Raw genomic sequence first — 12,547 nt, 5'->3', positions numbered from 1 at the left:
GGTTGGCCCTCCTACATCTCTATAATTGCCCTGATTTCAATAATGATGAAATTGAAATCGACATTTGGTTCCAACTTTTTGATATTAACAAAAAAACGGCGTTCACTCAACCGTATGGCCTTGCACCCGTTCAGAAGACAACGTTTCACTTACAGTTCCTAACGACAGTCCTTTAGCATGGATGGAATCGATCATACCTTTCAGTGCTCCTGCCGAGGAAGCTGTAGGATGCATAAGAATTAATGATCCCGCTTCGGTTTTATTGGCAATTTTGGCTATGACAGAGTCTGGGCTGGGTTTGCGCCAATCCACCGTATCTACCGTCCACAAGACGGTTTTTAGCCCCATAGATGCCGCGATATCCACCGTTTTTTGATTAAAATCACCTGAAGGCGGAGCGAACCAACGATTTTCCACTCCAAGGGTTTGTTGCAACAGATCCTGGGTTTTGCTAATTTCTAATCGGGCTCGCTCTGCACTCAAACGACTCATGTCGGGATGTGAATATGCATGGTTGGAAAGCTCATGTCCACGCTTCTGAATTTCCTTGGCGAGTTCTGCATTTTTGCTCAGCCAACTTCCATCCAGAAAAAATGTAGCCTTCACCTTCTCCGCGTCAAGCGTGTCCAACATTGGAACAAGGAATTCATTGCCCCAAGCGACATTAATCATAAAAGAAACCATGGGTTTACTCTCATTGCCTCGATAAATCGGATGTGCCCCCAGGTCTTTTAACTGAATTTCCGGCTGGGTCTGGCGATAGACATATGGAATTTTGGTATTCAGCGTGCCACCCAGCGCCTTGCGATACGTAGCTTCTACGTCGATCTCCAGGCCGTTATAACCCGGGATCGCTTTCCATACTCGATCAACTCTCGCATTCACCGGTGCAATTCGAGTTTCAGCTGCCTTATCCTTGATCGCAGATAACAATGACTCTTCTCCGGTCGCTTCCTTAAACATGTCAAAAGCATTCTGAGTTCCCGGACCATCACGGATCTCCGTAATGTATGTACGTACACTGTCCACTTGTCCGATTAGCATGACCGCCGCCACACCCGCAAGAACAACCGCCAGTTTTTTGGATTGGTTTCTCACAGCTCCATCCTCCTGCCGTCTTTGTCCCCATCATATGAGGACAAGGACAGGAATATGAATAAAAACTGCAATCTTATGAATGGAACGTATTTTTGTTTAAACGTTAAAAAAAGAGCCAGAAATTCACATTCTGTCTCTTCATTCAATCATGCTTATGTTATTCAAACCAACGTCAGCAACCTAGGATTGCGCAGGAGCTTCTGCTGTTAGTACTGCTTTACGGGACAAGTTGATTCGACCTTGCGGGTCAATCTCGGTTACTTTTACAGTAATAGAATCACCAATCGCCACAACATCTTCTACTTTCGCTACACGCTCAGTAGACAATTGGGAGATGTGAACCAGACCTTCTTTGTTTGGCAACACTTCAACGAATGCACCGAATTTCTCAACGCGTTTTACTTTGCCGACATAGATTTCGCCAACAAGTACTTCGCGTACAATGCCTTCGATGATCGCTTTGGCTTTATCATTCATCTCCTGATTGGAAGAAGCGATAAAGACACGTCCATCCTGCTCGATATCAATTTTAACACCGGTTTCTTCGATGATTTTATTGATGATTTTACCACCAGCGCCGATGACATCACGGATTTTGTCCGGATTGATATGCATAGTCGTAATTTTAGGCGCATATTGGGACAATTGCTCACGAGGTGTTTTCATCACTTCGGTCATTTTACCCAAAATGTGCATACGTCCCTCTTTGGCTTGAGCTAGCGCTTCGGACAAGATTTGACGATCGATTCCATCGATTTTAATATCCATTTGAATCGCTGTTACGCCTTCAGGTGTTCCTGCTACTTTGAAGTCCATATCGCCCAGATGATCTTCCATACCTTGAATATCACTCAGGATAGATACATGGTCTCCGTCTTTGATCAGACCCATCGCCACACCAGCTACCGGTGCTTTGATTGGTACACCTGCGTCCATCATGGCAAGTGTACTTGCACAGATACTTGCTTGGGACGTAGAACCGTTGGATTCCAATACTTCAGATACCAAACGAATCGTGTATGGGAAGTCCGTTTCAGAAGGAATAACCTTAGACAATGCACGCTCACCAAGGGCACCATGTCCGATTTCACGACGTCCTGGCGCACGAAGCGGACGAGCTTCACCTACGCTGAACGGCGGGAAGTTATAGTGATGCATGAAACGTTTCGTTTCTTCCAAACTGATGCCATCCAGAATTTGAACGTCACCCAGTGCACCTAGTGTACAGATGCTCAGTGCTTGCGTTTGTCCACGTGTGAACAGACCTGAACCATGTGTACGCGGAAGCAGTGAAGTATCACATTCAATTGCACGAATTTCAGCAAGGCCGCGTCCATCCGGACGTACTTTATCGTGAGTGATCAGACGGCGCACTTCTTCTTTGACGATATCGTGCAGCACTTCTTTCACATCTTTTAACAATTCAGGTGATTCAATGTATTTCTCTTCAAAATGAGCAACAGTTTCGTCATTCACGACATCAATCGCATCTTGACGGGCATGTTTCTCAGCAATTTTAACAGCTTCCACCAAACGTGCACTTGCAAACTCACGCACGCTGCTGTTCACTTCTGCATTAACGGCATGCAGTTTCACTTCCATTTTTTCTTTACCAGCTACTTGTACAAGCTGCTCAATCACCGTTACGATGTTTTTGATCTCGTCATGTCCGAACATGATTGCTTCAAGCATCACTTCTTCTGGTAACTCGTTCGCTTCGGCTTCAACCATCATGATCGCATCTCTAGTTCCTGCAACCACGAGTTCAAGTTCGCTGACTTCAAGCTGTGCAATTGTTGGGTTAATGATGAACTCTCCATCAATACGGCCCACCTTCACACCGCCAATTGGCCCACTGAAAGGTACATCGGAAATGCTCAGTGCTGCTGAAGTACCAATCATTGCTGCGATTTGTGGTTCACAATCCTGATCCACGCTCATAACAATATTCAGAACTTGTACATCGTTACGGAAACCTTCCGGGAACAATGGACGAATCGGACGGTCTGTCAGACGACTTGCCAGAATTGCTTTCTCGGATGGTCTACCTTCACGCTTGATAAATCCACCTGGGATTTTACCAACAGCGTACAATCTTTCCTCATAGTTCACCGTTAGTGGGAAAAAGTCCAAATCTTTCGGCTCACTGGATGCTGTCACGGTACACAATACGACGGTATCCCCGTATGTTACCTTTACGGCAGCATTTGCCTGCTTGGCCAAACGCCCGGTTTCAAGCGTAAGCTTTCTTCCACCAAGCTGCATTTCAACACGCTGTTCCATGAAATCCCTCCTTTAATTCGTTCCTATCACAATGGATTCTGCATATTCACAGTATTTCCTGCTTGTCCAGCATTCATTAACTATAGTTGGACAGGCCGGAGACTGACTTGCAAAACAAAAGCTCCTTGCGGAGCCCTCAGCTACAAATATATGGCAACATGTTCATCTACAAAACAACCCGGCTGTAAGCTCCGCTTGTCCTTTTAGACAAAAGAAAAGCGGATAACAGCCAGGTTGATTTTGAAAACATGTACGATAATTAACGACGCAATCCGAGTTTTTCGATCAGTGCGCTGTAACGTTTAACATCTTTGTTTTTCACGTAAGCCAAAAGCTTACGACGTTGACCTACCATTTTCAAAAGTCCACGACGTGAGTGGTGGTCTTTCTTATGCGTACGCAAGTGGTCTGTCAAACTTCTGATGTTTTCCGTAAGGATAGCAACTTGCACCTCAGGTGATCCAGTATCGGACTCATGAGTTTTGTGCTCGTCGATCAGTTGTTGTTTACGTTCTTGAGTCAATGCCATCCTATTCACCTCCTTCATTATAATCGCCATTAGCCTCGTCACCGCCGGTGAGAGCGTGTAACCAAGCTAAGGTTAATGTTGCCTCATTCGACAACGTAGTACATTATACCATACTTGCCCGGACAAAGTAAATGTAAACATCCATTTTATTAAAGTTTTTAGGACAGTAAGCGAGCTGCGGTCAGTGCATCTTCACGGATCTGAGCAATCAGAGCATCGATGGAATCGAATTTTCGTTCATTTCGAATGTAATGCACCAGTTCTACTTTCAGTTCCTGATCATAGATTTGGCCGTCAAAATTGAGCAGATGTACTTCGTACGTCGGTCTCATTCCATTCTCGTGAAAGGTAGGTTTGACACCAAGGTTCATCACACCTGTCAATTCTTGATCGCCAACGTTTACTCGTACAGCATATACACCTTTGGCTGGTGTAACATAGTGATCGGTAAGTTCGAGATTGGCGGTAGGAAAACCGATGGTCCGTCCCCTTTTCTCTCCGTGAATCACAGTACCTCTGACACTATAAGGACGTCCAAGCCACTGGCTTGCCTCATCCATCTCACCACGCTTCAAAAGAGCACGGATCAGCGAGCTACTTACTTTCTCCCCGCCCAGCAAAAACGGAGGCACGGTCTCTACTGTCATTTCTCCATCCCCGAGCGCACGAAGCATTTGTTCATCCCCAGCACCTTTGTGCCCGAACCGGAAATCAAATCCAACAACCGCTGTACGCGTTTGGAGAGGAAGCAACAGTTCATGAACGAATTGCTCTGGCGAGAGCTGTGAAAATGATTCATTGAACTCAACAACATAGAGTATGTCTACGCCCATGCCAGCCAAAATTTCTTCTTTGTCTCTGAGAGGCGTCAGATAACCCTCGTAATCCCCTTTGCGCATAACTTCCTTCGGGTGTGGGTGGAAGGTCATGACGGCCGCCTTCATATCCGATTCCCTAGCGATGCGAACAGCGGATAGAATGACGCTTGCATGTCCGAGATGCAACCCGTCAAATTGACCGATAGCCAGCACTTGGGGATGTGTACTCAGTTCCGCCGATTGCAATGTTTGCGGATAGGTTAGCATTACGGTTTTCACAATCATTCACCTGCATTTCACTTGATAGGCCAAGCTTGAACCTCGTCATCACGCCAAGCCATTGCCTCTTTATTCCGGTAAGAAGACTTTAACAGCCCTCACGGTTGGTTTCGATTCATCCCGTTCAAAAATACCTAGAAACGTTCCATCTTGAGCGTATAGACGGAGTAGCCCTGGCTTCTCCACAGGTGGCTCCAGTAAACGTGCTGAAAGCTTTTGGCCCTGTAGAGCGCCCTTCGTCTGTTCTTCTCCAACTTTATGGGCTGGAATGGAAGAGATCGCTTCATCTACGGGAATCAATGCTTCAGAGAGAGTCCCTTCGTTCATACGCTGTTCCACGTCTTCGAAACGAAGACAATGATCTGCCGAGATACCAGCAGATATGGTGCGTTCCAGCTTAACCATGGTGGAGGGGAAACCAAGTTCACGACCGATGTCTACACATAATGTGCGAATATACGTCCCTTTTGAGCACAAGGCGCGGAACGATATATCCGTTGTTCCATCATGGGTTTCGATCCCGATAAGCTCAAGCTCGTAGATGGTGACTTCACGACTCTTGCGTTCTACGGTCTTACCCTCGCGGGCAAGCTCATATAGCCGTTTTCCATCGACCTTTACAGCTGAATACATCGGCGGAACCTGCGAAATGGTACCCAGAAACTTCTGTAACACCTCTTCCACCTGATCCTGAGTTACTTCTACAGGGGATTCCGAACGTTCAATAACTTCACCCGTCAGATCCTCGGTGTCTGTAGCAAGGCCCAACCTTAGTGTCGCCAGATACTCCTTCGGAAGTTCCTGCATATACTCCACCACCCGTGTCGCTCGCCCAAGGCATAACGGAAGAACACCAGTTACCTGCGGATCGAGCGTTCCCGTGTGACCGATGCGCTTCATTTTCAAAATCCGACGCATTTTGGCTACAACATCATGGGAAGTGAATCCCGCTGGTTTATATACCGGGAGAATACCTTCAAACGGTTTTACCATTGTGTATTCACCTGCTTCAACACTTTTTCCACGCTTTCTTCGACTTTGCCTTCCAGTCGGCATCCAGCTGCGAGAACATGTCCGCCCCCACCAAAAGTTTGTGCCAGTGCTGCAACATCTATTTTACCGGCAGAACGCAAGGAAGCTTTAACAGCATTATCGTTGATCACTTTGAAAAAGATACCTACTTCTACCCCACGAATGTTACGGGTATAGTTTACGATCCCTTCCAGATCCTCGTTCGCCGCCCCACACTCCTGCATATCTTCCGGTGTAATAACAACCCAGGCAACTCTACCGTCTTCTGACATTTGCAAGGATGACAGCGCCTTGTTCAAGATGCGGATCTGCGGAAGAGTAACCTCTTCGAGCAGCGTTTGTGCCAAATAAGGCCCATCCACACCATGCTCCAGTAAACGAGAAGCAACAGCCATCACATTGGGACTTGTATTCGCATAACGGAATCCACCTGTATCCGTCAGCATACCTGTATATACTGCCGTAGCTATATCCTTATCCCATGTAATATCGAAGAGTTCGAGCAATTCAAACAGAATTTCGGCCGTAGCTGCTGCATCGGATTTAATGATGTTCACTGTACCATATCCGTTATTCGTAGGATGATGATCGATATTTAAAATAACTGCGTCTTCCTCGAAATATTGACGTGTGAGCCCCACTCTGGCGAAGTCTGCACAATCAACACAAATGATCGCTTTATACTTACGCTCCGGTGGTTGTTCGGTCATGTTCACAATGGCATCCGCATGATACAAAAAACGCATGCGTGACGGGATTTCACCCTCATTAATCATTGTGAATGTCTTTCCCAGACATGACAGCAGCCAGCCCATCGTTACCGTCGAGCTGACTGCGTCACCGTCCGGCTGTACATGCGACACGACCAGGTAATCGTCATACTCCAGCAAGAATTGTTTTCCTGCCTGGAGCGCCTGTTCATAAGTGTGCATTGCCGTCTCCTCTATTCTGTTACTGGGATTCGTTTTTGTCGTTGTCAGAACCAATATCGCCAAGCAGCTTTTCAATTCGGCTACCATATGCAATTGATTCGTCAATCTTGAATATCAACTCGGGAACATGACGGAACCGGATACGTTTGCCCAGCTCCGTGCGCAAAAAGCCGTTTGCTTTTGCAAGTGCTTTAAGCGAGTTATCCTTTTGCTCCTGTTCACCGAAGACACTCAGATAAACTTTGGCTTGCGACAAGTCGCCAGTTACTTCAACTCCTGTCACGGTAATAAAACCGATGCGTGGATCTTTCAGTTCTGACTGGATGAGCAGACTCAGTTCTTTCTTGATCTGCTCGCCCACTCTACCTGTACGAATCTTAGCCATTGTTGTTCACCTCAAACTTCCTTGCTTATCGTTGTACGGTCTCCATGATGAAGGCTTCAATTACATCGCCTTCCTTGAGATCGTTGTATTTATCCAATGTGATACCACACTCGTAACCTTGAGCCACTTCTTTGGCATCATCTTTAAAGCGTTTCAGGGAATCCAGCTTACCTTCGTAAAGGACAATACCATCACGAATCAGGCGAGCTTCCGCAGAACGAGTGATTTTGCCAGAGGTAACCATACAACCCGCAATGGTACCCACTTTACTGATGGAGAAGGTATTACGTACTTCAGCATGGCCAATCACTTTTTCTTTGTAGATCGGATCAAGCATACCTTTCATTGCTTGTTCAATCTCTTCGATAACACTGTAGATGACGCGGTGCAGACGAATGTCTACTTGCTCTTGATCCGCAGTAATTTTGGCTTGGTTTTCAGGACGAACGTTGAAACCGATCACGATGGCATTGGAAGCTGCAGCCAAAATGATGTCGGATTCCGTGATCGCACCAGCACCGCTGTGAATGATCTTCACGCGTACACCTTCAACCTCGATTTTCGCAAGGGAACCTTTCAATGCTTCAACCGAACCTTGTACGTCACCTTTAATGATCACGTTCAAATCTTTGATCTCACCATCTTTGATGTGTTGGAACAGATCATCCAGAGTTACACGTGTGTTCGTACCCAGATCGGATTCACGTTGCGTAATCGCACGTTTGTCAGCGATGGAACGAGCTTTACGCTCATCTTCGAACACCATGAACGGATCTCCTGCTCCTGGCACTTCAGTCAAACCTGTAATTTCTACCGGTGTAGATGGTCCTGCTTCTTTCAGACGGCGGCCTTTATCATTGACCATTGCACGTACACGACCAAAACAGTTACCCGCTACGAACGCATCTCCGACTTTCAGTGTACCATGCTGTACAAGGATACGTGCAACTGGTCCACGTCCTTTATCAAGCTCAGCCTCAATGACCGTACCCCGGGCACGTTTATCCGGATTTGCTTTGTATTCATTTACTTCTGCAACGAGCAGAATCATTTCAAGTAAACCTTCCAGACCCATTCTTTGTTTCGCAGATACGTTTACAAAGATCGTATCTCCGCCCCACTCTTCCGGAACGAGTTCATAGTTGGTCAGTTCCTGTTTTACTTTGTCAGGATCAGCGCCCGGCTTATCAATTTTGTTAACCGCTACGATGATTGGCAAACCTGCCGCTTTCGCGTGGTTAATCGCCTCAACCGTTTGTGGCATAACACCGTCATCGGCAGCGACTACAATAATCGTCATATCTGTAACTTGTGCTCCACGCGCACGCATTGCTGTAAATGCTTCGTGACCCGGAGTATCCAGGAACGTGATTTTCTTGTGGTTAATTTCAACTTGATATGCACCGATATGTTGCGTGATTCCGCCCGCTTCGCCGCCAGTTACATTCGTAGAACGAATGGCATCCAACAATGTTGTTTTACCATGGTCAACGTGACCCATAATCGTTACAACTGGAGGACGGGATTGAAGGTCAGCAGGATCATCATTCTCTTCAACGGTTTCAAAACGATCGTCTTCAAGCACAATTTTCACTTCAACTTCAACACCGAATTCACCTGCAAGGAGGAGAATGGTATCGATATCAAGTTCTTGGTTAATGGTTGCCATAACACCCATACCAATCAGCTTTTTAATAACTTCAGAAGCATCCTTGTGAAGAAGCTTCGCTGTTTCACCAACCGTCATATCACCACGAACGATGATTTTCTTCGGTGTGTTATCGATTTTCTCACGTTGCACATACTGTTGCTGGTTTCTGTTACGGTTGTTCTTGCCACCACGGTTATTACGGAAGTTGCCGCCACGGTTATCGTCGAAACGACGTCCGCCACCGCCACCACTATTGGAACGGTTACCGCTGTTATTATTACCGGAATTGCCTTGACCACCTCTGCGCTGTCCACCTTGTCCCTGACCTTGGCCTTGGCCACCAGTACGGTTAGCATTATTGCCAGAGTTACTACCGGTGTTCGGTCCTGCAGTTCTGCCTGGACCACCGCTATTGTTCGGACGTTGTCCGGACCCTTGCGGGCGGGAAGCCGTGTTTCCTTGACCGCTTGAAGCTGGTCTTGGACGATTTCCTGTTTGTCCTCCTTGGCTTGAACCTTGGGAAGAAGAATTTGTTCTGTTACGGCTGTCTTGGCCGCTTGGTCTCTGAGTGCCATTGTTATTGTTGGAATTTGGTCTATTGTTCATACCTACCTGCTTTTCCTGTTGTATTTTTGTTTGTACGGGACTACCGGCTGTTGTGCTGTTATTCGGCGTGTTCACTCCGCCGCCCGGCTTGTTGCTGTCCACTGGTTTGTCACTGCGTGCAGCCGAAGTCGCAACAGACTTGGCTTCGCCACCTTGTTTCGAAGCGGCAGTGGATTTTATATCTTTAAAAAATTGTTCCACTTTACCGACTGAACCATTCTCCATCACACTCATATGATTGTTAACGGGAATATCCAGCTTTTTAAGAATGGTTATAATTTCTTTACTGCTCATGTTAAGGGACTTCGCATATTCATAAACTCGCAATTTTTCCTTGTTTTCCTGTTTACTCAATATACTCCACCTCCGACATTATACCGACTTGCTTGGAGATCATTTTTGCAAACCCAAGGTCTGTTACTGCAAGAACCACCCGCGTGTCTTTACCGATACTTGACCCAATACGGTCACGATCCAATCCGATAAGAAGCGGAACCTTGTAAGTAGCACATTTGTCGCGAAATTTCTTTTGTGTATTCGCCGAGGCGTCGCCTGCAACTAAAACCATCTTGGCTTCACCCGAACGGATCGCCTTATGCACAATCTCATCACCTGTGAGCAGTTTACCAGCGCGCATGGATAGACCGAGGTAAGACAACACTTTCATATCACTCATCCTCTTCACGCTCCTGTGCAGCAATGAATTCATCCTCAACTGCAACGAAATCGGCAGCGAGCTGTTCATAGATTTCTGGTGAAACTTTACTCTTCAGCGCACGATCAAGCGCACGATTTTTAAGTGCAAGCTTGAAACAAGACTCTTTGCCACACAGATATGCGCCTCGTCCGGACTTTTTCCCGGTCAAATCGATCAGTACTTCGTCCTCGGGCGTTTTAACGATGCGAATCAGTTGTTTTTTGGGCATCATTTCTTGACATGCCACACATTTGCGCAGCGGCACTTTTTTAGGTTTCATACGTCAGCGCCCCCTCCGTGCTTTCCTTTAGTCGACGGAGACGGAATCCTGATGCATTTCCGAAGAAGAATCTTTTTCTCTGCCGAATTCCTGCTCCGCCTGGCTCTCGCTCTTAATGTCGATCTTCCAGCCCGTTAATTTGGCTGCCAATCTAGCATTTTGACCTTTGATGCCGATGGCAAGGGACAGTTGATAGTCAGGAACGATCACCCGAGCCATCTTTTCCTCCTCGAACACGTGAACTTCCAAGACTTTAGAAGGACTCAGTGCATTCGCCACATATTCGTCCACTTGTTCGGAATAACGAACGATGTCGATTTTCTCACCGCGCAGCTCACCCACAATGGTCTGCACGCGCATCCCTTTTGGACCTACACAAGATCCAACCGGATCAACTTCCTCATTGCGAGAATGAACTGCGATTTTGGAACGGAATCCTGCTTCACGGGCAACCGAACGAATCTCAACTACACCGTCAAATATCTCAGGCACTTCCAGTTCGAAAAGGCGTTTTAAGAGGCCCGGATGAGTACGGGACAAAATGATTTGTGGCCCTTTGGTCGTATTCTCTACTTTGGTGATGTAAGCCTTGATACGGTCACCGTGAACAAACTTCTCGTTCGGCATTAACTCTGTGAGTGGCAGTGCCGCTTCGATTTTGCCCAGGTCGATGTAGATATTGCGCAAATCCTGACGCTGCACTACTCCCGTAACGATATCTTCTTCCTTATCCACGAAAGCATTGTAGATCAGGCCACGTTCGGCTTCACGAATCCGCTGAGTTACAACCTGTTTAGCCGTTTGTGCGGCGATACGTCCAAAGTCGCGCGGCGTAACTTCAATCTCCGCAATATCTTCCAGCTGGAAGTGTGGATTAATTTCCCGTGCAGCAGGCAATGAAATCTCAGTGCGTGAATCCAGGACTTCTTCCACGATCAGTTTGCGGGCATATACGCGAATAACCCCCGTATTACGGTTCATGTCAACACGTACGTTCTGCGCCGTGTTAAAATTACGCTTGTAACTGGAGATAAGTGCAGCCTCGATCGCTTCAAACAGCACATCCTTGCTGATCCCTTTTTCCCGTTCCAATTCATTCATTGCTTCAATAAAATCCATACTCATGAATGTTGATCCCCCTTTCAAACATGGCATCCCATACGTAAAACGGCGAAGGCTCGAAACTTGTGAGCACCTTGCCGTTATCGTGAGATGTGTCTTTTTCATTAATCAAGTGAACAAGGCACTTTAAAACAAAATGGCCAAGCGCGCACTGGCAACCTTTTCATAAGAAATGGTATGCTGCTTCTTGCCTGCTTCAATCACAAGCTCCCCATTATCAAAGGAAAGCAGCTTGCCTTCGAATTCCTTCAATTTATTCACCGGCTCGTAGGTTGTAACAAATACGTTTTTGCCTACGGCTTTGGCAACATCCTCCGCTTTTTTCAGTGGACGCTCCGCACCGGGAGAAGACACTTCAAGGAAATAGACAGATGGGATCGGATCGTTCTCATCAAGCTTGGCGCTCAGCTTTTCGCTGATCAAGACACAATCGTCGATGTCGATTCCACCCTCTTTGTCGACATACACCCGTAAAAACCAGTTGCTGCCTTCTTTGACGTATTCGATGTCAACCAGCTCGAAGCCTTGTTCGTTCAAGTAGGGTTGGATCATTTCTTCCACGGTAGATTTAATATTCGTTGTGCTCAAAACCGATAACCTCCAACTTAGGTCACACCAACTATAATCGCTGGCAGATGATTAAATACCCAAGATTCTTGTATACCAAAGACTAAAGAGTGGGTTTCCCCACTCTTCAGAAATTCGTACTATCTCGTTCACTTCAAAAATTATAACATAGTCTGGTAATAGTGACAAGTAACCCACCTTTGCATACCAACCACACTAATGAAGGAAAAATCGAAGTGTATGGCTTCAGATATAACAAATGAAGTTA

General features: G+C 46.5%; 12 protein-coding genes. All 12 read right to left on the bottom strand.

The window, feature by feature from the left end:
- Nucleotides 1-102: 102 nt before the first annotated feature.
- The 12 genes from MKY23_RS11295 to rimP all read right to left on the bottom strand — a co-directional run bounded on the left by MKY23_RS11295 (nt 103) and on the right by rimP (nt 12,300).
- On the bottom strand, nt 103-1,098 hold the full coding sequence (locus MKY23_RS11295; RefSeq protein WP_186811705.1) for a polysaccharide deacetylase family protein: 996 nt from the start codon (nt 1,096-1,098) through the stop codon (nt 103-105).
- Nucleotides 1,099-1,278: 180 nt separating this feature from the next.
- Nucleotides 1,279-3,381: a polyribonucleotide nucleotidyltransferase gene (pnp, locus tag MKY23_RS11290; RefSeq protein WP_090923827.1), complete on the bottom strand. Its 2,103-nt coding sequence runs from the start codon at nt 3,379-3,381 to the stop codon at nt 1,279-1,281.
- 259 nt (nt 3,382-3,640) lie between these two features.
- Nucleotides 3,641-3,910: a 30S ribosomal protein S15 gene (gene rpsO, locus MKY23_RS11285; protein ID WP_056700672.1), complete on the bottom strand. Its 270-nt coding sequence runs from the start codon at nt 3,908-3,910 to the stop codon at nt 3,641-3,643.
- A gap of 158 nt (nt 3,911-4,068) precedes the next feature.
- Nucleotides 4,069-4,995 carry a bifunctional riboflavin kinase/FAD synthetase gene (locus tag MKY23_RS11280; RefSeq protein ID WP_244159422.1) on the bottom strand — a complete coding sequence of 309 codons (927 nt, stop codon included), beginning with the start codon at nt 4,993-4,995 and terminating at the stop codon, nt 4,069-4,071.
- Nucleotides 4,996-5,076: 81 nt separating this feature from the next.
- Complete coding sequence (truB, locus tag MKY23_RS11275; RefSeq protein ID WP_339838040.1) at nt 5,077-6,000, bottom strand: tRNA pseudouridine(55) synthase TruB; 924 nt, start codon at nt 5,998-6,000, stop codon at nt 5,077-5,079.
- Nucleotides 5,994-6,971 (bottom strand): bifunctional oligoribonuclease/PAP phosphatase NrnA, encoded by a 978-nt coding sequence (locus MKY23_RS11270; RefSeq protein ID WP_339838038.1) that lies wholly within the window; start codon nt 6,969-6,971, stop codon nt 5,994-5,996. The genes truB and MKY23_RS11270 overlap by 7 nt, the downstream gene beginning before the upstream one ends.
- Before the next feature lie 19 nt (nt 6,972-6,990).
- Nucleotides 6,991-7,356: a 30S ribosome-binding factor RbfA gene (gene rbfA, locus MKY23_RS11265; protein ID WP_090923831.1), complete on the bottom strand. Its 366-nt coding sequence runs from the start codon at nt 7,354-7,356 to the stop codon at nt 6,991-6,993.
- A gap of 25 nt (nt 7,357-7,381) precedes the next feature.
- Entirely contained in the window at nt 7,382-9,967 is a 2,586-nt protein-coding gene (infB, locus tag MKY23_RS11260; protein WP_339838031.1) for a translation initiation factor IF-2, read from the bottom strand.
- Nucleotides 9,960-10,289, bottom strand: a complete 330-nt coding sequence (locus tag MKY23_RS11255) for a ribosomal L7Ae/L30e/S12e/Gadd45 family protein (protein ID WP_339839373.1) — start codon at nt 10,287-10,289, stop codon at nt 9,960-9,962. The genes infB and MKY23_RS11255 overlap by 8 nt, the downstream gene beginning before the upstream one ends.
- Nucleotides 10,282-10,590 carry a YlxR family protein gene (locus tag MKY23_RS11250; RefSeq protein ID WP_090923834.1) on the bottom strand — a complete coding sequence of 103 codons (309 nt, stop codon included), beginning with the start codon at nt 10,588-10,590 and terminating at the stop codon, nt 10,282-10,284. Before MKY23_RS11250 ends, MKY23_RS11255 begins: the two co-directional genes overlap by 8 nt.
- Nucleotides 10,591-10,617: 27 nt before the next feature.
- A complete protein-coding gene (gene nusA, locus MKY23_RS11245) occupies nt 10,618-11,715 on the bottom strand; it encodes a transcription termination factor NusA (protein WP_090923835.1) in 1,098 nt (365 codons plus the stop codon).
- 123 nt (nt 11,716-11,838) lie between these two features.
- Nucleotides 11,839-12,300, bottom strand: a complete 462-nt coding sequence (gene rimP, locus MKY23_RS11240; RefSeq protein ID WP_090923836.1) for a ribosome maturation factor RimP — start codon at nt 12,298-12,300, stop codon at nt 11,839-11,841.
- Between the last annotated feature and the right edge of the window lie 247 nt (nt 12,301-12,547).

The sequence above is a fragment of the Paenibacillus sp. FSL R7-0272 genome (assembly GCF_037969905.1).
Taxonomy (GTDB): domain Bacteria; phylum Bacillota; class Bacilli; order Paenibacillales; family Paenibacillaceae; genus Paenibacillus; species Paenibacillus polysaccharolyticus.
Note: the sequence above shows the minus strand (reverse complement) of the source record. Positions and strands in the feature narration are given on the sequence as shown.

Excerpts from the sequence above, each read along its gene's own strand:
- pnp (WP_090923827.1), bottom strand. The coding sequence starts at position 3,381 with ATGGAACAGCGTGTTGAAATGCAGCTTGGTGGAAGAAAGCTTACGCTT.
- rpsO (WP_056700672.1), bottom strand. The coding sequence starts at position 3,910 with ATGGCATTGACTCAAGAACGTAAACAACAACTGATCGACGAGCACAAA.
- MKY23_RS11280 (WP_244159422.1), bottom strand. The coding sequence starts at position 4,995 with ATGCTAACCTATCCGCAAACATTGCAATCGGCGGAACTGAGTACACAT.
- truB (WP_339838040.1), bottom strand. The coding sequence starts at position 6,000 with ATGGTAAAACCGTTTGAAGGTATTCTCCCGGTATATAAACCAGCGGGA.
- MKY23_RS11270 (WP_339838038.1), bottom strand. The coding sequence starts at position 6,971 with ATGCACACTTATGAACAGGCGCTCCAGGCAGGAAAACAATTCTTGCTG.
- rbfA (WP_090923831.1), bottom strand. The coding sequence starts at position 7,356 with ATGGCTAAGATTCGTACAGGTAGAGTGGGCGAGCAGATCAAGAAAGAA.
- MKY23_RS11255 (WP_339839373.1), bottom strand. The coding sequence starts at position 10,289 with ATGAGTGATATGAAAGTGTTGTCTTACCTCGGTCTATCCATGCGCGCT.
- MKY23_RS11250 (WP_090923834.1), bottom strand. The coding sequence starts at position 10,590 with ATGAAACCTAAAAAAGTGCCGCTGCGCAAATGTGTGGCATGTCAAGAA.
- nusA (WP_090923835.1), bottom strand. The coding sequence starts at position 11,715 with ATGAGTATGGATTTTATTGAAGCAATGAATGAATTGGAACGGGAAAAA.